Origin of the sequence: Roseateles sp. (assembly GCF_019237615.1) — a bacterium.
Lineage (GTDB): Bacteria > Pseudomonadota > Gammaproteobacteria > Burkholderiales > Burkholderiaceae_C > Pelomonas.
In genome coordinates this window covers 15,869-37,886 of sequence record NZ_JAFAGT010000092.1, presented here as the reverse complement: position 1 = coordinate 37,886, position 22,018 = coordinate 15,869, and the positions used below count along the sequence as shown (strand labels likewise).

At 70.5% G+C, this 22,018-nt stretch carries 24 protein-coding genes; 10 read left to right on the top strand and 14 right to left on the bottom strand.

Annotated features, from left to right (window positions below):
- The first annotated feature begins 163 nt into the window (after positions 1 to 163).
- Both JOY88_RS19205 and JOY88_RS19200 read left to right on the top strand, forming a co-directional pair.
- Positions 164 to 1,771 (top strand): glycoside hydrolase family 43 protein, encoded by a 1,608-nt coding sequence (locus tag JOY88_RS19205; RefSeq protein WP_293504245.1) that lies wholly within the window; start codon positions 164 to 166, stop codon positions 1,769 to 1,771.
- On the top strand, positions 1,768 to 2,778 hold the full coding sequence (locus JOY88_RS19200) for an aldose epimerase family protein (protein ID WP_293504244.1): 1,011 nt from the start codon (positions 1,768 to 1,770) through the stop codon (positions 2,776 to 2,778). Before JOY88_RS19205 ends, JOY88_RS19200 begins: the two co-directional genes overlap by 4 nt.
- On the opposite strand, the gene JOY88_RS19195 is transcribed toward JOY88_RS19200, so the two are convergent.
- Together JOY88_RS19195 and JOY88_RS19190 are read right to left on the bottom strand one after the other, a co-directional pair.
- Positions 2,775 to 3,203, bottom strand: coding sequence for an Ig-like domain-containing protein (locus tag JOY88_RS19195; protein ID WP_524539239.1), 429 nt, complete (start codon positions 3,201 to 3,203; stop codon positions 2,775 to 2,777). The genes JOY88_RS19200 and JOY88_RS19195 overlap by 4 nt on opposite strands.
- On the bottom strand, positions 3,182 to 3,499 hold the full coding sequence (locus JOY88_RS19190) for a DUF4982 domain-containing protein (protein ID WP_293504242.1): 318 nt from the start codon (positions 3,497 to 3,499) through the stop codon (positions 3,182 to 3,184). The genes JOY88_RS19195 and JOY88_RS19190 overlap by 22 nt, the downstream gene beginning before the upstream one ends.
- A 490-nt stretch (positions 3,500 to 3,989) precedes the next feature.
- Between JOY88_RS19190 and JOY88_RS19185 the strand changes: the two genes are divergently transcribed.
- From JOY88_RS19185 to JOY88_RS19175, 3 genes are read left to right on the top strand one after another with little or no spacing between them, the layout of a single operon-like run.
- Positions 3,990 to 5,414, top strand: coding sequence for an aldehyde dehydrogenase (NADP(+)) (locus tag JOY88_RS19185; RefSeq protein ID WP_524539237.1), 1,425 nt, complete (start codon positions 3,990 to 3,992; stop codon positions 5,412 to 5,414).
- Positions 5,411 to 7,141, top strand: a complete 1,731-nt coding sequence (gene araD / locus JOY88_RS19180; RefSeq protein WP_293504241.1) for an L-arabinonate dehydratase — start codon at positions 5,411 to 5,413, stop codon at positions 7,139 to 7,141. Before JOY88_RS19185 ends, araD begins: the two co-directional genes overlap by 4 nt.
- 5 nt (positions 7,142 to 7,146) lie before the next feature.
- The gene (locus JOY88_RS19175) at positions 7,147 to 7,857 is read left to right on the top strand and encodes a ribonuclease activity regulator RraA (protein WP_293504240.1); all 711 of its coding nucleotides are present in this window, start codon (positions 7,147 to 7,149) and stop codon (positions 7,855 to 7,857) included.
- Here JOY88_RS19175 and JOY88_RS19170 read toward each other — a convergent pair.
- Entirely contained in the window at positions 7,844 to 9,136 is a 1,293-nt protein-coding gene (locus JOY88_RS19170) for a GDSL-type esterase/lipase family protein (protein WP_293504239.1), read from the bottom strand. The two genes, JOY88_RS19175 and JOY88_RS19170, sit on opposite strands and share 14 nt — an antisense overlap.
- A 195-nt stretch (positions 9,137 to 9,331) precedes the next feature.
- Here JOY88_RS19170 and JOY88_RS19165 point away from each other — a divergent pair, with 195 nt between their 5' ends.
- Positions 9,332 to 10,771, top strand: coding sequence for an aldehyde dehydrogenase family protein (locus JOY88_RS19165; RefSeq protein ID WP_293504238.1), 1,440 nt, complete (start codon positions 9,332 to 9,334; stop codon positions 10,769 to 10,771).
- On the opposite strand, the gene JOY88_RS19160 is transcribed toward JOY88_RS19165, so the two are convergent.
- The 9 genes from JOY88_RS19160 to JOY88_RS19120 form a co-directional block, all read right to left on the bottom strand.
- Entirely contained in the window at positions 10,756 to 11,004 is a 249-nt protein-coding gene (locus JOY88_RS19160; protein ID WP_293504237.1) for a DUF2789 domain-containing protein, read from the bottom strand. The two genes, JOY88_RS19165 and JOY88_RS19160, sit on opposite strands and share 16 nt — an antisense overlap.
- 134 nt (positions 11,005 to 11,138) lie before the next feature.
- Positions 11,139 to 11,483 carry a copper-binding protein gene (locus tag JOY88_RS19155; RefSeq protein ID WP_293504236.1) on the bottom strand — a complete coding sequence of 115 codons (345 nt, stop codon included), beginning with the start codon at positions 11,481 to 11,483 and terminating at the stop codon, positions 11,139 to 11,141.
- Positions 11,484 to 11,494: 11 nt separating this feature from the next.
- Positions 11,495 to 11,989 carry a DUF411 domain-containing protein gene (locus JOY88_RS19150; protein WP_293504235.1) on the bottom strand — a complete coding sequence of 165 codons (495 nt, stop codon included), beginning with the start codon at positions 11,987 to 11,989 and terminating at the stop codon, positions 11,495 to 11,497.
- A complete protein-coding gene (locus JOY88_RS19145) occupies positions 11,970 to 12,464 on the bottom strand; it encodes a cupredoxin domain-containing protein (RefSeq protein WP_293504234.1) in 495 nt (164 codons plus the stop codon). Before JOY88_RS19145 ends, JOY88_RS19150 begins: the two co-directional genes overlap by 20 nt.
- A gap of 21 nt (positions 12,465 to 12,485) precedes the next feature.
- The gene (locus tag JOY88_RS19140; RefSeq protein ID WP_293504233.1) at positions 12,486 to 13,895 is read right to left on the bottom strand and encodes a copper oxidase; all 1,410 of its coding nucleotides are present in this window, start codon (positions 13,893 to 13,895) and stop codon (positions 12,486 to 12,488) included.
- 14 nt (positions 13,896 to 13,909) lie between these two features.
- Positions 13,910 to 15,319, bottom strand: a complete 1,410-nt coding sequence (locus tag JOY88_RS19135) for a TolC family protein (RefSeq protein WP_293504232.1) — start codon at positions 15,317 to 15,319, stop codon at positions 13,910 to 13,912.
- Between the two features lie 9 nt (positions 15,320 to 15,328).
- Positions 15,329 to 15,649, bottom strand: coding sequence for a hypothetical protein (locus JOY88_RS19130; protein ID WP_293504231.1), 321 nt, complete (start codon positions 15,647 to 15,649; stop codon positions 15,329 to 15,331).
- 112 nt (positions 15,650 to 15,761) lie between these two features.
- Positions 15,762 to 16,178, bottom strand: a complete 417-nt coding sequence (locus JOY88_RS19125) for a hypothetical protein (RefSeq protein WP_293504230.1) — start codon at positions 16,176 to 16,178, stop codon at positions 15,762 to 15,764.
- A gap of 2 nt (positions 16,179 to 16,180) precedes the next feature.
- On the bottom strand, positions 16,181 to 16,426 hold the full coding sequence (locus tag JOY88_RS19120; protein WP_293504229.1) for a heavy-metal-associated domain-containing protein: 246 nt from the start codon (positions 16,424 to 16,426) through the stop codon (positions 16,181 to 16,183).
- A 185-nt stretch (positions 16,427 to 16,611) separates the two neighbouring features.
- Between JOY88_RS19120 and JOY88_RS19115 the strand changes: the two genes are divergently transcribed.
- Together JOY88_RS19115 and JOY88_RS19110 are read left to right on the top strand one after the other, a co-directional pair.
- Positions 16,612 to 17,481 carry a lipase family protein gene (locus JOY88_RS19115; RefSeq protein ID WP_293504228.1) on the top strand — a complete coding sequence of 290 codons (870 nt, stop codon included), beginning with the start codon at positions 16,612 to 16,614 and terminating at the stop codon, positions 17,479 to 17,481.
- A gap of 150 nt (positions 17,482 to 17,631) precedes the next feature.
- Positions 17,632 to 18,174 carry a DUF924 family protein gene (locus tag JOY88_RS19110; protein ID WP_293504227.1) on the top strand — a complete coding sequence of 181 codons (543 nt, stop codon included), beginning with the start codon at positions 17,632 to 17,634 and terminating at the stop codon, positions 18,172 to 18,174.
- A gap of 87 nt (positions 18,175 to 18,261) precedes the next feature.
- Here JOY88_RS19110 and JOY88_RS19105 read toward each other — a convergent pair whose 3' ends face one another.
- Together JOY88_RS19105 and JOY88_RS19100 are read right to left on the bottom strand one after the other, a co-directional pair.
- On the bottom strand, positions 18,262 to 18,786 hold the full coding sequence (locus JOY88_RS19105; RefSeq protein ID WP_293504226.1) for an SRPBCC family protein: 525 nt from the start codon (positions 18,784 to 18,786) through the stop codon (positions 18,262 to 18,264).
- Positions 18,779 to 19,174, bottom strand: a complete 396-nt coding sequence (locus tag JOY88_RS19100; RefSeq protein ID WP_367269823.1) for an ArsR/SmtB family transcription factor — start codon at positions 19,172 to 19,174, stop codon at positions 18,779 to 18,781. Before JOY88_RS19100 ends, JOY88_RS19105 begins: the two co-directional genes overlap by 8 nt.
- Positions 19,175 to 19,853: 679 nt before the next feature.
- Between JOY88_RS19100 and rsgA the strand changes: the two genes are divergently transcribed.
- Both rsgA and JOY88_RS19090 read left to right on the top strand, forming a co-directional pair.
- Entirely contained in the window at positions 19,854 to 20,918 is a 1,065-nt protein-coding gene (gene rsgA, locus JOY88_RS19095; protein WP_293504225.1) for a ribosome small subunit-dependent GTPase A, read from the top strand.
- A 147-nt stretch (positions 20,919 to 21,065) separates the two neighbouring features.
- On the top strand, positions 21,066 to 22,016 hold the full coding sequence (locus JOY88_RS19090; RefSeq protein ID WP_293504224.1) for a YjiK family protein: 951 nt from the start codon (positions 21,066 to 21,068) through the stop codon (positions 22,014 to 22,016).
- The last annotated feature ends 2 nt before the right edge of the window (positions 22,017 to 22,018 follow it).

Sequence of the window (22,018 nt, the reverse complement as noted above, 5' to 3'; positions counted from 1 at the left end):
TGTCAAGTCCACCCTGTCCGATCGGGATTCTCCCTGTTGTTCCGACGTCTTCTGCCGTAGAGCCTCCAGCGGATCTATCCTCTTCAGCCTTCGCGTCGGTCGATTCATGGTAGCGTAACCTTTTGCAGGGCGCCAGCGCTGCCACCCATCGAACCCCGAAGTCATGATCCGCAACCCCGTGCTGCCCGGCTTCAACCCGGACCCCTCCATCTGCCGTGTCGGCGACGACTTCTACATCGCGACCTCGACCTTCGAGTGGTATCCGGGCGTGCAGATCCACCACTCGCGCAACCTCGTCAACTGGACGCTGGTGGGGCGCCCGCTGAACCGCAAGAGCCAGCTGGACCTGCGCGGCAACCCCGACTCCTGCGGCGTCTGGGCGCCTTGTCTGTCCTGGGCCGACAGCCGGTTCTGGCTGGTCTACACCGACGTCAAGCGCTTCGAGGGCAACTTCAAGGATGCGCACAACTACATCGTCACGGCGCCGTCCATCGATGGGCCGTGGAGCGACCCGGTGTATGTGAACTCCTCGGGCTTCGACCCCTCGCTCTTCCACGACGAGGACGGCCGCAAGTGGTTCCTCAACATGGTCTGGAACCACCGCACCGGCTCAGCAGGCGGCCGGCCCGAGGCGCCGGCCTTCGGCGGCATCCTGCTGCAGGAATGGGATGCCGAGCGCGGCCGGCTCGTCGGCCCCGTCACCAACATCTACCGCGGCACCCCGCGAGGCCTGGTCGAGGGCCCCCACCTCTTCAGGCGCAAGGGCTGGTACTACCTGACCACGGCCGAGGGCGGCACGGGCTACAGCCATGCGGTGACGCTGGCGCGCTCGCGCTCGCTGCCGGGCCCCTACGAGACGCATCCGCAGCAACACGTCATCAGCAGCAAGGACGCGCCCGACGCGCCGCTGCAGCGCGCCGGCCACGGCCAGGTCGTCGAGCTGGCCGACGGCAGCACCTACCTCGCCCACCTCTGCGGCCGGCCGCTGCCCGGCACGCTGCGCTCGCCGCGCGGCCGCGAGACGGCCATCCAGCGCTGCGTCTGGGGCGAGGACGACTGGCTGTATCTCGAGCATGGCGGCATGGTGCCGGCCGTGGACGTGCCGGCGCCGGTCGCCGGTGTGGAGCCCAAACCGCGCCAGGCAGTGCGCCGCAGCTTTGTCGACTGCCCCGCGCTGCCGCCGGAGTTCCAGTGGCTGCGCACGCCCGAGCCCGGGCGCCTGTTCACGCTGACCGGCACGGCCCTGCGCCTGACGGGCCGCGAGTCGGTGGGCAGCTGGTTCGAGCAGAGCCTGGTCGCGCGCCGCCAGGAGGATGCGAGCTTCCGCGCGGAGACCACGCTGGCGGGCTTCGCGCCCGACAGCTACCAGCAGGCCGCCGGCCTCACGCACTACTACAACCGCCACAAGTTCCACGCCCTGGTCGTGACCTGGCAGGAGGATCTGGGCCGCGTCCTCAGCATCCTCTCCTGCCCCGGCGACTGGCCCGACAACCGACTGGAATTCCCGCTGGCCGAGCCCGTGAAGCTGCCGGACCAGGGGCCGGTGCGCTTGGCCGCGGACGTCGACGGCGCGGCGCTGCAGTTCCTGGCCGACTGGGGCCAGGGCTGGCAGCCCGTGGGCCCGCCGCTGGACGCCAGCGTCATCTCCGACGAGGGCGGCCGCGGCGAGCATGGCTCCTTCACCGGCGCCTTCGTCGGCATGCTGGCCTTCGACACCAGCGGCGGCGCGCGCATGGCGGACTTCACGCACTTCGACTACGAGCCGCGATGAAGGCGGAGGTCTACCGACTCGGCGCGACCGGCGGCCTGCAGCTGGAGGTCAGCAACTACGGGGCGCGCTGGCTGTCCTGCCTGGTACCCATGCCGGACGGCAGCCGCCGCGAGGCCATCCTGGGCCATGCGACGCCGGCGGACCACCGGACCGAGCCCGGATTCTTCGGCGCCGTCGTCGGCCGCTATGCCAACCGCCTGGCCGGCGCGGCCTTCACGCTGGACGGACGCGAGCACCGGCTGGTCGCGAACGAAGGTGCCAACCAGCTGCACGGCGGCCCCGACGGCTTTGACCGCCGGGCCTGGACGGTCGTCGACCACGGGCCGCTGCATCTGCGCCTAGCCCTGCATTCGCCGGAGGGAGACCAGGGCTACCCAGGCGCGCTCGATGCCGAGGTCGAGTACCGCGTCGACCCGGTGCGCGCGGCCCTCACGCTGCGCTTCGGCGCGCGCACGACGGCGCCCTGCCCCGTCAGCCTGACCAGCCACCCCTACTTCAACCTTGACGGCGGCACGGCGCCGGTGCTGGGCCATCGCCTGCAGGTCGCCGCCGGCCACATGCTGCCGGTGCGGGCCGACATGATCCCCAGCGGTGAGCTCGCGCCGGTGGACGACACGCCGTTCGACCTGCGGCGATCGCACCGCATCGGCGACGGCCTGGGCCGGGGCGAACAGCAGCAGCGCGGCAGCGGCTACGACCATTGCTTCGTGCTCGACGAGGACGCCGCACGCGGCGAACGGGCCGCGGCCGAACTGACGTCCACGGACGGCCGCCTGGCCATGCGCCTCTTCACCGATTACCCCGGCCTGCAGGTCTGCAGCGGCAACTTCGTGCAGCACTCGCGCGGCCGCGATGGCCAGCCCTTCGAGCGCCACGCCGGCATCGCGCTGGAGCCGCAGTTCTTCCCCGACGCCCCCAACCACCCCGCCTGGCGCGAGCAGGGCTGCGTGCTGAGGCCGGGCCAGCGGCTGGCGCGCTGGATGCGGCTGGAGTTCGACGCGCGCTAGGGTCGGGCCCGCAGCAGCAGCTCGCCCGCCTGCGGGCCGTCGGCCTCGGCACGCAGCTTCATCTCGCTGCCACGATCGCGCACGACGACCAGCGCCTGGCCGCCGAAGGCCTTGCGGCGGGAGGACGAGACGCACTGGAAGCTGGTCGCGTCGCCGTTGTCGGTGGCGACGATGTCGCCCTCGCCTTCGAGGCTGAAGCGCAGCGCCTGCGGCGCGCGCGGCACGGCGCGGCCTTGCGCATCGACGACACGCGCGGTGACGAAGGCGAGGTCGTCGCCGTCGGCCCGTCTCACCGGGCGATCCGCCTCCAGCGCCAACGCTGCGCGTCGCCCACCGTCTGCACCGTCTCGCTGGCCCAGGGCCGGCCGCCACGCCAGGTCAGCACCCTGAGCTCGCCCGGCTCTTAGACCACCTCGTCCCAGCACAGCCGGCACTCGCAGGCGCCCTTGCCGCCCCGCCCCTGCGAGCGGCCGTTGACGAAGAGTTCGCCCTCGTCGCCGCTGGTGGACACATGCACCGGCGTGACCCGGCCGATGTGCTCGGACCAGGTCCAGTGCGGCAAGACGTGGGCCATGGGCAGGTCCGGCCGCCAGCGCGACCGGCAGAGCCAGCAGCGGTCCTTGGGAAAGCCGGCCAGGTCCACGATGCCCGAGTAGGACGAGCGCGACTCGTAGTAGGGCGTGGGCTCGCCGAGATAGTCGAAGCCGGTCCATGCCGCCATAAGGCCCGGTCTCGAGGAAGAGGCCTTCGATGGCCCAGTCGTGCGGCAGCGTGACGGCGCGCCGGCCGCTGTCGTCGAAGCCCGCCTGCATGACGGGCAGGTCGCCGGCCGGACGGACATGGCGGTGCGAAGGCTCGCGGATGAAGGCGTTGGCACTGGGCAGCATCCGGGGCTTGAGCACGGCCCCGCCACCATCCTCGACCCGCCGCGACATCCGGGTCGCCACGCCGGAAGCGCCTGCCCGTGTCCAGCGCGATCCGCTCGCGCGCAGCGAGGTCTTCCGTCAGGCTGTCGGGCAGCAGGCGCTTGGCCGCGGCCGGCAGGCAGAGCAGGCCCACAAGCAGGGCGGCGCCGAAGCGGCGGCGGAGGCGGAGGCTCATGGGCAGGGCAGGTGCGGCGTGCTTCGTTCTGGTGTAAACGCTGACCACCAGGGTCCGTCACGCGCCTATGATAGCGCTCACATCAACCCCGCCCCCACGGGATTCCACCCATGATGCTCACCGACAGCACGGCGGCCCAGGTCCGGGCCGCCTGCGCCGCGGCCGCCACGGCGGCCCCGGTCTACGCCCATCTCCCGGTTTCGCAACGCGCGGCGCTGCTGCGCGCGCTGGCCGACGCGCTGCTGGCCGCGCGCGCGGCCCTGGTGCCGCTGGCCGACCGCGAGACCCACCTCGGCACGGCGCGCCTCAACGGCGAGCTGGACCGCACCGTCTTCCAGCTGCGCGGCTTCGCGATCCAGATCGAGGCCGGTGCAGCACAGCCGCTGCTGGACGAGCCCGCCGTCGCCGGCACGCCGCCGCAGGGCCGGCCGCGGCTGACGCGCATCGCCATGCCCGTCGGACCGGTGGCGATGTTCGCGGCCAGCAACTTCCCCTTCGCCTTCAGCGTGCTGGGCGGCGACACCGCCTCGGCACTGGCGGCCGGATGCCCCGTCGTCGTCAAGGCCCACCCCGGCCACCCCGGGCTGTCGCGCGCGGTCTTCGATCTCGCCGCAGCCTGCCTGGCCGAGCTGATGCTGCCCGAGGGCGTGCTGCAGCTGGTGCAGGGCGCGGGCATCGACGTGGGCGTGGCGCTGGTGCGCGACCCCGACATCGAGGCCGTCGCCTTCACCGGCAGCCTGCGCGGCGGTCAGGCGCTGTGGCGCGAGGCGAACGCGCGGCCGCGGCCCATCCCGTTCTATGGCGAGCTGGGCTCCGTCAACCCCGTCGTCGCCCTGCCCGCGGCGCTGCAGGCCGACGGCCCGACTCTGGCAGCGACGCTGGCGGCCAGCATCACGCTGGGCTGCGGCCAGTTCTGCACCAGCCCCGGCGTCGTCATCGTGCGCGACGACGAACCGGGCCAGGACTTCGTGCGCCAGCTGGCCGAGGGCCTGGCCGCGGCCACGCCGCACGCGATGCTGCATGCCGGCATCCGCGCCGGCTTCAATGCCGGCGTGGCGCGGCTGCATGGCCATGCGGCCGTGAAGACGCTGCTGGCCGCGCCGGCCGGCGGCGACACGCCGGGCGCCCATCTGTTCGCGACCGATGCCGCCAGCTTCATCGCCGACGAGGCCTTGCGCGAGGAGGTCTTCGGCCCCGCCTGCCTCGTCGTCACCGTGAAGGACCTCGACGAGACCTTGGCCGTGCTGGCCGCCGTGCAGGGCAGCCTGACCGTGACGTTGTGGGGCGCGGACGCGGGCACCGCGGACAACCGCCGCCTCGCAGCCGCCGCCCAGCGCATCGCCGGCCGCGTGCTGTTCGGCGGTGTGCCCACGGGCGTCGCCGTGACGGCCGCGCAGCAGCATGGCGGGCCCTGGCCCTCGTCCACCCAGCCCTTCACGACCAGCGTCGGCCATGCCGCGATGGAGCGCTTCCTGCGCCCCGTCGCGCTGCAGGACGCGCCGGGCTGGCTCATCGACGCGCGAGGCCAGGCATGAGCGTCAAGAAGGTCGAAGAGCTGCGCAGCGCGCGCTGGTTCGCCAAGGACGATTTCCGCAGCTTCGGCCATCGCAGCCGGGTGCTGCAGATGGGTTATGCCGCCGAGGACTTCATTGGCAGGCCGGTCATCGCCATCGTCAACACCTGGAGCGACGCCAACCAGTGCCACACCCACTTCAAGCAGCGGGTGGAGGACGTCAAGCGCGGCATCCTGCAAGCCGGTGGCTGGCCGCTGGAGCTGCCCGCCATCTCGCTCAGCGAGAGCATGGTCAAGCCCACCTCCATGCTGTATCGCAACTTCCTCGCGATGGAGACCGAGGAGCTGCTGCGCAGCCACCCGGTGGATGGCGCCGTGCTGATGGGCGGCTGCGACAAGACCACGCCAGGCCTCTTGATGGGCGCCATCAGCATGGGCCTGCCCTGCATCTACCTGCCCGCCGGCCCCATGCTGCGCGGCAACTGGCGCGGCCAGGTGCTGGGCTCGGGCAGCGACGCCTTCAAGTACTGGGACGAGCGCCGCGCCGGCCGCCTGAGCGACCAGGCCTGGGCCGAGATGGAGGCCGGCATCGCGCGCAGCCATGGCACCTGCATGACCATGGGCACGGCGGCGACCATGATGGGCATTGCCGAGGCGATAGGTTTCACGCTGCCCGGCGCCAGCAGCATCCCGGCGCCCGACGCCAACCATGCGCGCATGTCCGCCGAATGCGGCCGCCGCATCGTGCAGATGGTGTGGGAGGATCTGACGCCCGCGAAGATGCTCAGCCAGGGCAGCTTTGCCAACGGCATCGCCGTCGCGATGGCCATGGGCTGCAGCACCAACGCCATCATCCACCTGGTGGCCATCAGCCGCCGCGCGGGGTTGCCGGTCACGCTGGACGACTTCGACGCGGCCAGCCGCCATGTCGGCGTCATCGCCAACATCCGGCCCAGCGGCGACCGCTACCTGATGGAGGACTTCTTCTACGCCGGCGGCCTGCCGGCCATGATGAACGTGATGGCGGCCACGCTCGACCTGGCCGCGATGACCGTCAACGGCCGCACCGTGGCCGACAACATCGCCGGCGCCGAGGTCTTCAACGACGACGTCATCCGGCCGCTCGACAACCCCATCTACGCCGAAGGCGCGCTGGCCGTGCTGCGCGGCAACCTGGCGCCGGACGGTGTCGTCATCAAGCCCAGCGCCGTGGCACCGCACCTGCTGCGGCACACCGGCCGGGCCTTGGTGTTCGACGACTACCCCAGCCTCAAGGCCGCGGTGGACGACCCGGACCTGGACGTGACGGGCGACGACATCCTGGTCCTGCGCAACGCCGGCCCCAAGGGCGCCGGCATGCCCGAGTGGGGCATGCTGCCCATCCCGACCAAGCTGCTCAAACAGGGCGTGACCGACATGCTGCGCCTGTCCGACGCGCGCATGAGCGGCACCAGCTACGGCGGCTGCCTGCTGCACTGCAGCCCCGAGGCCTTCGTCGGCGGCCCGCTGGCGCTGGTCAAGACGGGCGACCGCGTCAGCGTCGACGTGCCGGCACGAACCATCCATCTCGAGGTCAGCGACGCGGAGCTGGCCACCCGTCGCGCCGCGTGGACGCCGCCGCCTGCGCGCTACGAGCGCGGCTACGGCTGGATGTTCGGCCGCCACATCCTCCAGGCCCACGAGGGCTGCGACTTCGACTTCCTCGAAACCCAGTTCGGCGCGCCGGTGCCCGAACCCGTCATCTACTGATCGCCATGAATCCCGATACCCGCAAGAAGCTGATGGGCGTCAGCACCGCCACGCTCTGCACCGCGCTGTTCAAGCGCGGCCTGCGCAACCAGTTCATCCAGGACGTCAGGCCGCTGAACGCCGGCCTGCCCAACATGGTGGGCCCCGCCTACACGCTGCGCTACATGCCCGCTCGCGAGGACCTGAACGACATCGGCGTGTTCAAGGACCGCGCCCATCCGCAGCGCAAGGCCGTGGAGGAATGCCCCGAGGGCGCGGTGCTGGTCATCGACAGCCGCAAGGACGCACGTGCGGCCTCGGCCGGCGGCATCCTCGTCGCGCGGCTGATGGTGCGCGGCGTGGCCGGCGTCGTCACCGACGGCGGCTTCCGCGACAGCCCCGACATCGCCAAGTACGCCTTCCCGGCCTACCACTCGCGGCCCAGCGCGCCGACCAACCTGACGCTGCACCAGGCGATCGCGATCAACGAGCCCATCGGCTGCGGCGACGCGCCGGTCTTCCCCGGCGACATCGTCGTCGGCGATGCCGAGGGCGTCATCGTCATCCCGGCCCACCTGGCCGACGAGATCGCCAGCGAGGCCGTCGAGATGACGGTCTTCGAGGACTATGTGCAGGAGCAGGTGATGGGCGGCCGCAGCGTGCTGGGCCTGTACCCGCCCACCGATGCGGACGTGGCCGCGGACTTCGCGGCCTGGCGCCAGCTCAAGGGGCGCTGAGCTTCTTCTCGCATTTCCGGTCGAGCACTTCGACCGGGAAGGCCTCGGCCATCAGGCGATAGCCGGCCAGCGACGGATGCAGGCCGTCGTTGTCGACGTCGGCGCGCAGGTGGCTCGGCCGGGCCGGGTCGCGCAGCCGCGCGTCGAAGTCCAGCAGCGCGTCGAAGCGCCCCGGCTCGCGCAGCCAGGCGTTCAGCGCCTGGCGGTCGGCCTCGTTCTCGGCCTGCGGCGCGTAGTAGCCGCTGCCCGAGTACGGCAGCACCGTCGAGACGATCAGGCAGACGCCGCGGGCGCGGGCGCGCGTGGCGATGTCGGTGAAGCCAGCCTTCAGCTCGGCCAGCAGCGCCGCGCGCGACTCGGCCGTCGTCGGCTTGCCGCGGTGGCTGACGCCCAGGTCGTTGACGCCGATCAGCACGACGGCATGGGTCGCGCCGGTACGCGCCAGCACGTCGCGATCGAAGCGCGACACCAGGCTGGGCCCCAGGCCTTCGCGCAGCAGGCGGCCGCCGCCAATGCCGGTGTTGACGACGGCAGCCTCGCGCTTCTCGGCCACGAGGCGGCGCGACAGCGCATCGGTCCAGCGCTGGTAGCTGCCCGAGGGCACGCCATAGCCGTCGGTGATGGAGTCACCCGTGGCCACCAGCACGGGCAAGGGCCCGGCGGCGCGCACATCGACCGCCTCCAGATGCCACCAGCCCTCCTGGGCCACGGCTTGCGCCCAGTCCGCCACGTCGGCACGATTGCCCGCCACGGCCCAACTGCGCATGCGCGAGCCCGGATGCACGCTGGCCTGGGCCGGGCCGGTCTGCACATGCCATTGCACCGCCACGTCGGCCAGCGCCGGCAGCGCCAGCTCGACGGGGTCGCTCCAGACCTCGGCACGGGCCGGTACCGTCACCTCGCGCCGGCCGGCAAAGCGCAGCGGCAGCAGCGTCGCCGCGTCGAGCACCGGCTGCGGATCCAGGGCCGCGACGCGCGCGACACTGGCGGCGTCGACGACCAGCGGCTCGTCGCCGAAGAGGTTGCTGACGCGCACCCGCAAGGCCTGGCCCGCGACGGCGACGCGCGCGACCTGGCGCAGGCTGACGTCGCGCATCGGCTGCCGCCAGGGCACCGGCCTGGCATCGGCGCTCGGCGCCGGCTGGGCCAGCATGGCGCTGCCCCAGGCCGCCACCCAGTCCGCCCTCGGAGCCGGCGGCGCCGAGCCGCAAGCCGCGAGCAACAGGGCTGCGGCCGCCAGCCAGGCGGCACGGCCGGTCTTCGTCGTGGATGCGCTCATCGGGATGCGATCTCGTCAGTGGCGAATGGCAAAATGATAGCGCAACCAATTTACCCGGAGAGTGCGGGAAACCATGCGCCACGGGCCGCGGCAATGCCGGCGCATCCGCCCCGCTCCCGGCAGCGCCTATCCTTGAGGCCCCTCCCGCGCCGCGCATGGGAGGCAACGGCTCTCACGGCCTTCGGAAGTCAAAACATGTTCAAGAACTACATCGCGGGCGCCTGGCTGGAAGGCAGCGCCCTCTCGCGCAACATCAACCCCTCGGACACCCGCGACCTCGTCGGCGAGTACGCGCAGGCCGACGGCGCGCAGGCGCGGGAGGCCATCGCCGCTGCAGCAGCAGCCTTCCCGGCCTGGAGCCTGTCCACGCCGCAGCAGCGCTTCGACATCCTCGACGCCGTCGGCACGGAAATCCTCGCGCGGCGCCAGGAGCTGGGCGACCTGCTGGCCCGCGAGGAAGGCAAGACCTTGCCCGAGGCCGTGGGCGAGGTGGTCCGCGCCGGCAACATCTTCAAGTTCTTCGCCGGCGAGGCGCTGCGCCCCGGCGGCGAGTCCCTGCCCTCGGTGCGCCCCGGCGTCGGCGTGGAGGTTACGCGCGAGCCCATAGGCGTCGTGGGCCTGATCACGCCATGGAACTTCCCCATCGCCATCCCCGCCTGGAAGATCGCGCCGGCGCTGGCGCATGGCTGCTGCGTCGTCTTCAAGCCGGCCGACCTGGTGCCCGGCTCGGCCTGGGCGCTGGCCGAGATCCTGTCGCGCTCGGGCCTGCCGGCCGGCGTCTTCAACCTGGTCATGGGCCGCGGCTCGGTCGTCGGCGAGGCGCTGCTGAACGACCCGCGCGTGGCGGCCATCAGCTTCACCGGCTCGGTGGCCACCGGCCAGAAGGTGGCCGCCGCCTGCGTGGCGCGCATGGCCAAGTTCCAGCTGGAGATGGGCGGCAAGAACCCCATGGTGGTGCTGGACGACGCGGACCTGGACGTGGCCGTGAACGCCGCCGTCAACAGCGGCTTCTTCTCCACCGGCCAGCGCTGCACCGCGTCGAGCCGGCTCATCGTCACCGAGGGTATCCACGACCGCTTCGTCGCGGCCATGGTCGAGAAGATGAAGGCGCTGAAGATCGGCGACGCCCGCAAGGCCGGCACCGACATCGGCCCCGTCGTGGACGCCAGCCAGCTGGGCCAGGACCTGGACTACATCGGCATCGCCAGCCGCGAGGGCGGCCGGCTGGCGCAGGGCGGCGAGCGCATGCCGCACAACGCCGACGGCGCGCCGGGCTTCTACCTGACGCCGGCCCTCATCACCGACACGACGGCCGCCATGCGCATCAATCGCGAGGAGGTCTTCGGCCCCGTCGTCAGCGTCATCCGCGCCCGCGACTACGACGAGGCCCTCGCGCTGGCCAACGACTCGCCGTTCGGGCTGTCGGCCGGCATCGCGACGACCTCGCTGAAGCACGCCACCCACTTCAAGCGCCACGCACAGGCCGGCATGGTCATGGTCAACCTGCCGACGGCCGGCGTGGACTACCACGTGCCCTTCGGCGGCCGCAAGGGCAGCAGCTACGGCCCGCGCGAGCAGGGCCGCCACGCCGCCGAGTTCTACACCAGCATCAAGACGGCCTACACCCTGGCCTGAGGCCGGCGCAGCGCGGCGTCGAGCTGGTCGACGATCTCGGCCCAGTCGGCGTCCCCGGCCAGCGCATCCCTCAGCAGGCCGGCCTGCGCCTCGGTCCAGAACGGCGCCTCGGCCAGCGCGACAGAGGCCTGCAGCGGCGCATGCTGGCGCAGGAACTGCGCGATCTCCGCGTCGCCGGCGGGCAGGCCCAGCTGCTTGAACAGCTCGGCGAAGCCATGAAACGGTTGCTCCATCGTCGTCGCTCCATGAGGGCCCCGGCATGCACCGGGCGGTCGCCCCCATCATGAGGCGCAGCGGCCCGCGGCGGCAAGCCCGGACCCTGCGCCCGCGTGGCGATCAGGGCGAAACGCGGCAGCTTTGGATGACCTCACTGGCCGGCTGGCCGCAGCTCCGTCACGACGAAACCGTCGGCCGCCTTCTCGGCCTTGAAGCGGATCCTGTCGCCCACCTTGACCTGTTCGAGCAGGGCCGGGTCCCTGACCCGGAACACCATGGTCATGCCGGGCATGTCCAGGTTCTGGATGTCGCCATGCTTGATGGTGAGCTTCTTGCCGTCCTTGTCGACCTTCCTGATCTCGCCTTCGGTCAGGTCCGCGGCGGCGGACGCGCCCGCGCCCTGCGTCTTGCCCGGGTCCATGGCCTGCGCCAGCGCCGGGACGGCAAGGGAAGCGACCGCCAGCGCGGCCAGGGTCAGGTGCTTGATTGCCTTCATGGCATGTTCCTTCAACGATAGGTTTGATAGACGCTGGCGCTGCCGTCCTTGCCAAGCAGCAGCACGTCGCAGGGGTCCTTGCGGCCGCCATAGGCCGGGCCGTCCATGCCGGGTGACCCGACCGGCATGCCCGGCACGGCCAGCCCCAGCGCCCGAGGCCGCTCGCGCAGCAGGCGCCGGACCTCGCGCGCCGGCACATGGCCTTCGATGGCGTAGCCGTCCACCAGGGCCGTGTGGCAGGAGCCGTACTTGAGGTCGAGCCCCAGGCGCTTGCGCGCGCCGTTGTTGCCGACATCGTGGATGGCGACCTGGAAGCCGTTGGCCTGCAGGTGCCGGATCCAGTCCTTGCAGCAGCCGCAGCTCGGGTCCTTCCAGACCTGGACCGCGCCTGCGGTCGCCGGCGAGGGCCGCGCCACGGCCGCGGCGGCCAGCACCCAGGCGGCGACGCCGGCCAGCAGGTCGCGCCGCGCCGGCGCCGGCCCGCCGTCAGTACTCGTGGTCGGCATGGCCGTCCTTGCCCGCGACCTGGACGGTGCCCTTCATGCCGGCGTCGTAGTGACCGGGCTGCAGGCAGGCGAAGGTGATCTTGCCCGCCCGGGTGAACCGCCACACGATCTCGCCGGTCCGGCCCGGCGCGACGCTGACCATGTTGTCGTCGGCATGCTCCATCTCGGGGTTCTTCTTCATGAGCTCGTCGTGCGCCTTGAGCTCCTTCTCGGTGCCCAGCACCATCTCGTGCTTGAGCCTGCCCGAGTTCTTCACGACGAAGCGCACGGTCTCGCCCTGCTTGACGGCGACGCTGGACGGCGTGAAGCGCATCGCGTCGCTCATGTCGATGCGCACGGTGCGCGTGGCCTGGGCGGCGATGCCGGGCCGGCCGATGGCGCCGTCGTCGTGGCCGTCGGCGTGCTGGCCGCCGGCAAGGCTCGCGCCGGCGGCCAGCACCAGGGCAGCGAGGGTGGGAATGGACTTCAATGTCATGGGTGCTTCCTCGATGGGGTGTCAGTGGCCGGAATGGCCGGTCGGCTTGCGGACGTTGACCTCCGACGGCGGCGCGGGCGTCTCGCGTGGCATGGACTGGCCGCCCTCGGCGGCGAAGCGCGCCGGCTCGGGCAGAGCGCCGGTCCACTCGAAGGCCACCTCGCCGGGAGGATGGCGGTACCAGCCCGGGTCGCCGTAGTCGCCGCGCTTCTGGTCCTTGCGGACCTTGAGCACCGAGAACATGCCGCCCATCTCGACGCCGCCGAAAGGCCCCTGCCCCGTCATCATGGGCAAGGTGTTGGCGGGCAGCGGCATCTCCATCTCGCCCATGTCGGCCATGCCGCGCTCGCCCATCACCATGTAGTCGGGCACCAGCTTGCTGATCTGGCTGGCCAGGCCACGGTGGTCGACGCCGATCAGGGTCGGCACGTCGTGCCCCATCGCGTTCATCGTGTGATGGCTCTTGTGGCAGTGGAAAGCCCAGTCGCCCTCCTCGTCGGCGACGAACTCGATCTGGCGCATCTGGCCGACGGCGACGTCGGTCGTCACCTCGGGCCAGCGGCCGGCCCTGGGCGTGGGGCCGCCATCCGTGCCGGTGACCGTGAACTCATGGCCATGCACATGGATGGGATGGTTGGTCATCGTCAGGTTGCCGACGCGGATGCGCACCTTGTCGTTCTTGCGCACGTTCAACGTGTCTATGCCCGGGAAGACACGGCTGTTCCAGCACCAGAGGTTGAAGTCCGTCATCGTCATGACCTTGGGCGTCGCCGCGCCGGGATCGATGTCGAAGGCGTTCAGCAGGAAGCAGAAGTCGCGGTCCACCGCGTCGATCAACGGGTTCTTCACCTTGGGATGCGTGACCCAGAAGCCCATCATGCCCATGGCCATCTGCGTCATCTCGTCGGCATGCGGGTGGTACATGAAGGTGCCAGGCCGGCGCGCGACGAACTCGTAGACATAGGTCCGGCCGGGCTGTATGGCCTTCTGCGTCAACCCCGACACGCCGTCCATGCCGTTGGGCAGGCGCTGGCCATGCCAGTGGATGCTGGTGTGCTCGGGCAGCCGGTTGGTGACGAAGATGCGCACGCGGTCGCCCTCCACCACCTCTATCGTCGGCCCCGGCGACTGGCCGTTGTAGCCCCACAGGTGCGCCTTCATGCCCGGCGCCAGCTCGCGCACGACCGGCTCGGCCACGAGGTGGAACTCCTTGACACCCTGGTTCATGCGCCAGGGCAGCGTCCAGCCGTTCAGCGTGACGACGGGGTTGTAGGGCCGCCCGGTCTCGGGCACGAGCGGCGGCATGGTGTCCGGCCGGGTCTGCAGCACGGGCTCCGGCAGGGTCGCCATCGCCACGCGGCTGACGGCGCCGGCGGACACGGCCGCGGTCAGCGCACCGGCGCCGCGGAAGAAATTGCGTCTGGAAAACATCGTGAACTCCTGAATCAATGGGCCACGGCGGCGGCACCGGCCACGGCCGCCGCCGCGCCGCCGCCCAGGACGGGCTTGCCGACCAGGGCCATGTCGAGATCCGCACGGGCGACCCAGAAGTCGCGCAGTGCTTCGATGGAGGCGTTGACGGCGGCGATCTGCGCGCGGGCGTCGGCCAACAGCTCGAACACGCTGATGAACATGCCGTTGTAGCGAAGCACGTTCTCGTCGGAGATGCGCTTGGCCGTGGGCACGATGTCGTCGCGGTAGTGCCGGGCGATGTCGTAGGCCGAGCGGTAGCCCTGGTAGGCCTCGCGCACCTCGGAGCGGGCATCGACCGCCGTCTTGGCCGCCCGGTGCACGCGCTGCATGTAGAGCCCTTCGGCCCGCGCGATGCGCGCGTCACCCCAGTCGAACAGCGGGATCTCGAAGCCGATCTCGTAGCCGGTCTTGCGCGGCGCCTCGTTGGAGCCGTTGCGCTGGTAGCCCAGCTCGAGCACGTTGACGAAGCGCGTCGCCTTGCTCAGGCCCAGGTTGCCGGCGGTGGCCTCCACCTGGGCCTTGGCCGCCTGCACGTCCAGGCGCGAGGCCATCGCGGCCCGCTCGATGTCCGGCCGGTCCTGCGGCTCGGCCGGCAGGTCCGGCAGGCGTGCCGGCAGCGAGAACGCCGTCTGCGGCCCCCACAGGCCCAGCAGCCGGGTCAGGCGTTCGCGGGTCGCGACGCGGGCGGCGTCGGCGCGCGCGACGTTCAGCACGGCCTCGGAGAAGAAGCCGTGCTCGCGGGCCTGCTGCAGCCGGGTCCAGTTGCCGGCCTCGGCCAGTCGCTTGGCCAGCTCGGCGCCGGCATCGGCCGTGGCCCGGACGTCACGCATATAGCTCGCCGTCTGCTCCGCCGCCACGGCGGCGTAGAAGGCCTTGCGGGTCTCGGCGGCGAGCGACAGCATCTCCATGGCCACGCTGCGCTGCACGGCGGCAAAGCGACGGCCCTCGACCTGGCGCGTCAATGGCAAGGCCACCAGGTGGGCCAGGTCGAAGGAGAAGCCGCGCTCGATCTCGCGCTCGTCTGCGCGGCGCAGCCTGGCGAAGCTGAAACCGGGGTTGGGCAGGCGGCTGGCCTGCACCATCTCGGCCTCGGCGATGCCCAGCTCCTGCAGGCTGGCCTGCAGGCCCCGGTTGTTCAGCAAGGCGATCTGCACCACCGAATCGGCATCCAGCGGCTTGCCGAGCAGTTCGGCCACACGTCCATCTATGGTGTCCAGGTCCTGCTCGGACGCGGCGGGCAGCAGGGTCGCACCGAGATAGGTCCTGGCAGCATCCTGGACGGGCGCGATGCCGCCGTTGCCGCTGAGGCTGGCGCAGCCGGCCAGCAGCAGGGGCGCCGCGAGCAGCGCCAGGCGCCGCGGCGTGGGAAGGGAAGTCTTCATGTCCGTGCCTCAGTGATGCTCATGGCCCTTGGGTCTCGGCGCCGATGCCGCCGGCGCCGGCGCCGCGGCCGGATCGGACTGCCTGGCTTCCCTGGCATAGGCGCGCCAGCCGCCGGCCTGGTGCACCGCCTTGTTGGCGTCGGTCCAGGACCCCACGCCCGCCTCGACGTTCGGGCGGTAGCCCTGGAACTCGGATCGGTAGACCTGGGCCGGCACCTGGGCCTGGGGATTCAGGGGATCGGGCCGTGCCGATTGGGCCGACGCGGCAGGCGCCAGCCCCAGGGTCGCGGCCGCCATTGCCAGCGCCACGCAGGATGCGATGGATTTCATGCTTGTCTCGCAGATGAACTGAACGGCTGCGGCCGGGGCCACGTCGTCACGACATGCCCGGTGCAGGCCAGAGACAGGGCAGGCGCGGCTCAGCGCGCGCGGCCCCGGTCCGTCAGGCGCGAGAGCTTCGAGGGGGGCGGTCCAGCCCGCCGACCATGACGCGGTCGCGGGCGACCTGGACGGTCGGGACTTCGGGCAGGTCAGGCGGTGCGACGGCGATGCTCACGGCGCTGGCCATGATCGCGACGGCGTTGCAGCAGGCGGAGCACAGGCTGCACTTGCCCGCATGCTTGGCGTGGGCGGGCTGCGCCTCGTCGGCATCATGGACAGCGACGCCCGCGTCGCCCATGACATGGGCTTCGCCGCCGATCATGCGGGCATGGTCGTGACCATGCGCCGCGCGCTCCTCCATCACACCGCCTTGATGGCCGGCGGGGCCGCAGAGCAACATGGTCTGGGCGGCGTAGCCCTGAATGGGCAGCGCCACGGCCAGCAGCCATGTCAATGCGATCCGCCAGAACCTGCTCATGTTCAAAGTGTAAGGGTCGGGCCGGCGGCGGAAGGACCGGGCGCGCAAGCCGTCACCGCTGGCGTATAGCCCGCCTCCCTGATCGCATCCGCCAGCTCGTCGGCGTCGGCCTCAGTCGGCTCGATCTGGACGCGATGCGATGCGAGGTCGATGTGCACGCGAGCGCCCGCATCGACCGCCTTCAAGGCCTTGGCGATGGTGCTGACGCAATGGCCACAGCTCATGTCGTTCACTTCAAAGGCAATCATCCTGAATCTCCACTGCCGTCGTTGATCGGGACTCCACTGTCATCCTTGACACCGTGGGAGGGTCAAGCACTTTTTCAGGCCGCCGATGTCGGCGACAACGCGGCGAGCCGCCCGGCCCTTCTCATCAGCCATGATGATGGGCCCCGGCGCCAGCGGTGCTTCAATGCCACAGGGAGGGAATGCGCATGCCCATCGTCCTACGTCTGCTCGCGGCATCGAACCTGGCTTACGAAACCGGCGGGCCGGTCTCGACAAGCCCTTATGCGGCCATCGCCCAGCTTCAGGGCTGCAAGACCTTCACGCGCGGCATCGACCGCATCAACAGCGCCCTGGTCGGCACTGCGGATTTCGGCGTGGTCGTCGCATTCCGCGGCACCCTGCCGCCCAACACCAACCCTGATCCGCTGCAGACCATTCGCGACTGGGTGCAGGATCTCGAGTGCGAGCTCGATGCGGGAGCCAAGCTTCCCGGCTTGGTGCATCACGGCTTCCTCGGAGCGCTCGACAGCCTCTGGCCAGACCTCGCGCCGGAGGTCTCGGGGCAGCTTCAAGCGGCGCAGGTCAAGAAGCTCTTCGTCACCGGACACAGCAAGGGTGGATCGATGGCCCACCTTGCCGCTGCGAGATTTGCGATGACCAGCACCATCTCGGGCAACAGCATCTGCGTGCGCACCTTCGAGGGCGCGATGCCGGGCAATGACGACTTCGCCTCCTCGTATGCCCGCCTGGTACCGGATGCGACCCGCTTTGAGTACCAGGACGATGTGGTGCCTCATCTGCCGCCAAGCGTCGCCGGCCGCGCCCTGCTACGCGGACTGCCGGGCTTCGAGCATGTGGTCGCGCTGACGGACGATTTCAGCTACGCCCATGCAGGGGTGCTTTCCTTCGTCGACTGGCAGGGCAACCTCGTCCCCGACTCACCCTTCCTGCGCCTGGAACGCAATTTCCGGCTTGGCCAGCAACTCGCCACGGGCGGCGTCAAGCAGGTGATCAGGGACCACGCGATCGATACGACGTCGGTGCTCTGGGAGGTCATCAAGGGTGCAGCGATCTAGGCCCTGTTCACGCTGCGCGCGGACTTTCGCGACCACTGCCATGGCGTGAACAACCTCCCCGCGTGCCATGGACTTCACCATGATCATCACCGGCACTGCCAACCTCTGCATGGCTGGCTTCATGCTGCGGGTGCCTGGCAGGAGGAAGCTGTGAGCTCGCCCGACGCCGTCCTGCGCTTCTGGTTTGAAGACAGCCGCCCCGCGCAGTGGTGGCAGGTCGATCCGGCCTTCGACGAGTTGATCCGCACCCGCTTCGGTGCGCTGCATGAACAGGCCTGCCGTGCCGAATTGTTCGGCTGGCGTGCCATGCCCGCGGGCCGGCTGGCCGAGGTCATCGTGCTCGACCAGTTCTCGCGCAATCTGCACCGCGGCAGGCCGCGGGCCTTCGCGGCCGACCCGCTGGCCCTCGCGCTCGCGCAGGAGGCCGTGGCCGCAGGCGCCGACCTGGCGCTGCCAGCCGAGCGCCGTGCCTTCTTCTACCTGCCCTACACGCACAGCGAGTCGGCGGCCATCCATGCAGTCGGCGAGCCGTTGCTGCGCGAGCGGGCTCCCAAGGGCAGCCACGACTCGGAGCTGCAGCACCGAGCCATCATTGAGCGCTTCGGCCGTTACCCGCACCGCAATGCGATCCTGGGGCGCGTGTCGACGCCCGAGGAAGAGGCCTTCCTGGCCCAGCCGGGTTCGCGCTTCTAGGGACTGCAGCCGCAGCGTGAACAGGTACTGGCAAGCCGGACCATGGCCGCGGGGCCAGGTCCGTTGCGAGCAGTTCCGTGGAAAGACTCAGCCTTGACCGCCCAGCAGCTGCGCAAGATACCGGTCAAGCAGCTCCATGGAGCCACCCCAACCCTGAGCCATGCTGGCGTGCGAGGCATTGAAGATGGCTTCCTCGGCCTCGCTGGCATCGAGGGCGTGCCATTCAAGGCGCATCAGGGTGTCTCCGGCCACCTCGGTGAGCGTGGTGGTGGACAGTGTGTAGAGCGGCCATTGCGCGGCCATGGGGTGGCGCGTCACGCCCCCTTCGGCGTCGCTGAACTGCACGACGACAACGATTCGCTCCGGCACACGCAGCTCGCGGAAGGTCCACTTCCCCCACATGGACGGGGCATCCGCCACGCCACGCGGCTTCATCGCGTAGTGGAAGACACCACCGGCGCGTGCATCGACGCTGCAGTGGGTCATCTCCATGCCCGGAGGCGTCATCCAGTGGGCCAGATGCTCGGCTTCTGTCAGGGCGGCGTAAACAAGCTCGCGTGGTGCGGCGAAGCGGCGTTCAAGCACAAAGGGGGCGGAAAGCTTGTCAGCCATGGCGGCGATCCTTCTTGGGTTGCTTGGCGATGGAACGAGAAACCTTCTTCGCGGTCGGCGCGGCGGGCTCTTCTCGCTGCAGCTGCTGCAGGTAGACGTCTAGCCGGTCCAGGCGCTGTTCCCACAGTGCACGGTACTGCAGCGCCCAGTCGGCTGCCTGCTTGAGCGGCGCGGGTTCGATCTGGCAGGGGCGGAACTGGCGGTCCCGCCCCTGCGAAATCAACCCGGCGCGCGCGAGCACCCGGAGGTGCTTGCTGATTGCAGGCCGGCTCATGTCAAAGGGGCTAGCCAGGTCGCCCACCGATGCCTCGCCCTGCGCCAGCCGAGCCAGGATGGCGCGGCGCGTGGGATCGGCCAAGGCGGCGAAGGTGGTGCTGAGGGCGTCCACGATGGGTTTTCGAACTGTTATTTAACCAAATGGTTACCCAGTTTAGCGCGCGAATTCCTGCTTGTGAACCTACCGGGGGCGACGGCCACTGCCGGCCCACAAGGTGCCTGGAACAATCCCGTCGCGAGCAGAAAGACTCCTTGCGCGCCCTTCCTCTCCCTCCTGCGCGTCAGATTGGATATGCAGTTGGCAGCCACTTGCGGGAACGCGAATCGCCATGCGCGCGCAGCGAGATGCCGGCTGCCGGACGGCTTGAGCCCTGCCTGCGCATGACTGCGCCTGCCCGGTGCCGTCAACGGACGGCGTGCTGCGGGCGTACCTGATCGCCCTACACCGCATTGCCCCGCAGGCTCGAGCGCCAAGGCGCCCGATGCGGCACCGGATACGAGCACGGTGCGCGCAGGCCGCTGGCTGACGATTGACGCGCGGCTCACGCCGCTGGCAGACTTGCAGCCTTCATCAACCCCGCCGACAAGGAGAACACCATGGAACAAGCCGATCGCGTCGACCTCCTCGTGTCCGGCCGCTGGAGCGCCAAGCGCCCCTGACCCCGCATTCGCCGCGGGTCCATTGATCGCCGCGCCAGCCGCGGCCGGCTTCCCACTTCCTTGCTTCGCGCGCCACTGCGTGCGCAGGGGTCCGCGCATCCGCGGACGAAGCCAACATTCAATGGATTCCCATGATCGAAATCGATTTCGAGGCGCTGCAAGCCTTCGGGCTCACGCACGCCATCACGAATCGCGCCGCACGGCTCGCCGCGCCCGAACCCGGCCTGCGCCTGGCGCGCGTGATCGAGTCGCAGCGTGACTGCTTCACGCTGCACGATGGCCGCGCCGAGCAGCAGGCACGCGCGCAGCCCGGTCTGATGCAGCAGTTGCAGGCCATGGATCAGCCGCTGACCATCGGTGACTGGGTCTGCCTGCATGTCGACGGGCATGGCCAGGCCTGGATCACAGGCAGGATCGACCCCGTCACGCAGATCGCACGACGCGCCAACGACGGGCGCCGCCAGCCGCTCGCCAGCAACGTGGATGCGGCACTGCTCGTGATGGGACTGGACGCGGACTTCAATGCGCGCCGCATGGAGCGCACCATCGCGATGGTGCGCGCCTGCGACGTGGCGCCGGTCGTCGTGCTCACCAAGCTCGACATTGCACCGCAGGCGCGGGAGCGCATCGCCGAGATGCATGGCCGCCTGTCCGCGACGGTGCCCGTGCTGTCGGTCAACGCCCTGTCGCGGCAGGCCTGCACCGAGATTGGCCCGTGGCTGCATGCAGGCCGGACACTCGTGCTGCTCGGCTCCTCGGGTGCCGGCAAGTCGACACTCATCAACACGCTGGCCAACGCCGGCCAGTCGACAGGCAGCGTGCGCAGGAGTGATGGCCGCGGCTGCCACACGACGACGGCGCGCTCGTTGCATCGCTGCACGCAGGGCAGCTGCATCATCGACACGCCGGGCCTGCGCACGTTTCGACCCGACGCTGACGCCCGGGTGCTGGCGGCGTCCTTCGAGGACGTGAAGTCGCTCGCACAGCAGTGCCGGTTCCGCAATTGCCGTCACGAGAGCGAGCCCGGATGCGCGGTGCGCACCCATGTCGATGCGGACCGGCTCGACAACTACAAGAAGCTGATGCGCGACGCCCGGCGCGGCGAACTGACGGCGCTGGAGCGCGTGGAGCTGCGAAGCAAGTGGAAGACGATCGGCAAGGCGGGCAGCCAGCGCTCGCGCGACAAGCGGGCCTGAGCGCCGTCATCCAATGGGCGCCGAGCCTCTCCCGCTTGCCCCCCGCATGTCGGGGCCTCATCGATAGTCTTGAGGACGTGCGCCACCACCCGCCGCACGATACTGCGCGCCGATTCAGCATCGTTGGCAAGTCCGGGAGGTGTACGGATGACGACATGGAATCTGGGCCGGCTGATCGCGACCGGCATCCGGCGCGTCGCGGACGCGTTATGGCACGGACGCCGGCGCCTGGCGGGCGGGATCGTTGCGGGCGCCGCGATGCTGCTGCCGCTGCCCGCCCTCGCCACCCTGGTGTCGATCGGGCCCGACGCCGGCTTCGTGCCCCGCAGCCTGACGTCGCTGTCTTCGCCGGTGCCCATGGCCACCCTCGGCAATGGCTCGCTGGCCTTCAATGGCGGCCTGGTCTTCGATGCCGCGAGCTCCCGCCTGTTCGGGATCGCCAACGACTCGTTCGGCAACTCCCAGCTCTACAGCTTCACTGTCGCCGGAGCTGCGCTGACCGCGCTGGGGAGCGGGCTGGGCCAGGGCTTCTACGGCGGGCTGGCCCAGGACCCGTCGACGGGACATCTCTATGCGGTGGCCGACGACATGTTCGGCGGCGCCACGCTGTATGCCATCTCCTCGGCGGGTGCCGCGACGGCGCTCGGGGCCATCGGCAACGGCTACTTCGGCGGCCCGGCCTGGGCCGGCGACACGCTCTACGCCATCGCCGGCGATGCGCTGGGCGTTCAGCGCAGCGTCTATGCCATCGACCCTGCCACCGTCACGGCCTCGCTGCTGTTCTCGCTGGGCGACGGCAGCCTGGGCTTCAACGGCGGCCTCGCCTACGACGACATGGCCGACCTGTTCTACACGATAGGCAACGATGCCTTCGGCAATTCGGCGCTGTATGCGTTCACGGCCGGCGGCGCCGGCGCGGATCTCGCGGCGCTCGGCGCCCCGTTCGGCCAGGGCTTCGTCAACGCGGGCCTGGCGATTGTTCCGGGGAGTGACCCGCCGCAGTCCCTGCCCGAGTCCCCGACATTGGCCCTGGCCTTGCTCGCCCTGGGACTCGCCTGCTTCCTCGCCCGGCCCGGCCGGCGCAGGAACTCCACCTGAAG

Coding starts and splice junctions, on each gene's coding strand:
- JOY88_RS19205 (WP_293504245.1), top strand. CDS start 164: ATGATCCGCAACCCCGTGCTGCCCGGCTTCAACCCGGACCCCTCCATC.
- JOY88_RS19200 (WP_293504244.1), top strand. CDS start 1,768: ATGAAGGCGGAGGTCTACCGACTCGGCGCGACCGGCGGCCTGCAGCTG.
- JOY88_RS19190 (WP_293504242.1), bottom strand. CDS start 3,499: ATGGCGGCATGGACCGGCTTCGACTATCTCGGCGAGCCCACGCCCTAC.
- JOY88_RS19185 (WP_524539237.1), top strand. CDS start 3,990: ATGATGCTCACCGACAGCACGGCGGCCCAGGTCCGGGCCGCCTGCGCC.
- araD (WP_293504241.1), top strand. CDS start 5,411: ATGAGCGTCAAGAAGGTCGAAGAGCTGCGCAGCGCGCGCTGGTTCGCC.
- JOY88_RS19175 (WP_293504240.1), top strand. CDS start 7,147: ATGAATCCCGATACCCGCAAGAAGCTGATGGGCGTCAGCACCGCCACG.
- JOY88_RS19170 (WP_293504239.1), bottom strand. CDS start 9,136: ATGAGCGCATCCACGACGAAGACCGGCCGTGCCGCCTGGCTGGCGGCC.
- JOY88_RS19165 (WP_293504238.1), top strand. CDS start 9,332: ATGTTCAAGAACTACATCGCGGGCGCCTGGCTGGAAGGCAGCGCCCTC.
- JOY88_RS19160 (WP_293504237.1), bottom strand. CDS start 11,004: ATGGAGCAACCGTTTCATGGCTTCGCCGAGCTGTTCAAGCAGCTGGGC.
- JOY88_RS19155 (WP_293504236.1), bottom strand. CDS start 11,483: ATGAAGGCAATCAAGCACCTGACCCTGGCCGCGCTGGCGGTCGCTTCC.
- JOY88_RS19150 (WP_293504235.1), bottom strand. CDS start 11,989: ATGCCGACCACGAGTACTGACGGCGGGCCGGCGCCGGCGCGGCGCGAC.
- JOY88_RS19145 (WP_293504234.1), bottom strand. CDS start 12,464: ATGACATTGAAGTCCATTCCCACCCTCGCTGCCCTGGTGCTGGCCGCC.
- JOY88_RS19140 (WP_293504233.1), bottom strand. CDS start 13,895: ATGTTTTCCAGACGCAATTTCTTCCGCGGCGCCGGTGCGCTGACCGCG.
- JOY88_RS19135 (WP_293504232.1), bottom strand. CDS start 15,319: ATGAAGACTTCCCTTCCCACGCCGCGGCGCCTGGCGCTGCTCGCGGCG.
- JOY88_RS19130 (WP_293504231.1), bottom strand. CDS start 15,649: ATGAAATCCATCGCATCCTGCGTGGCGCTGGCAATGGCGGCCGCGACC.
- JOY88_RS19125 (WP_293504230.1), bottom strand. CDS start 16,178: ATGAGCAGGTTCTGGCGGATCGCATTGACATGGCTGCTGGCCGTGGCG.
- JOY88_RS19120 (WP_293504229.1), bottom strand. CDS start 16,426: ATGATTGCCTTTGAAGTGAACGACATGAGCTGTGGCCATTGCGTCAGC.
- JOY88_RS19115 (WP_293504228.1), top strand. CDS start 16,612: ATGCCCATCGTCCTACGTCTGCTCGCGGCATCGAACCTGGCTTACGAA.
- JOY88_RS19105 (WP_293504226.1), bottom strand. CDS start 18,786: ATGGCTGACAAGCTTTCCGCCCCCTTTGTGCTTGAACGCCGCTTCGCC.
- rsgA (WP_293504225.1), top strand. CDS start 19,854: ATGATCGAAATCGATTTCGAGGCGCTGCAAGCCTTCGGGCTCACGCAC.
- JOY88_RS19090 (WP_293504224.1), top strand. CDS start 21,066: ATGACGACATGGAATCTGGGCCGGCTGATCGCGACCGGCATCCGGCGC.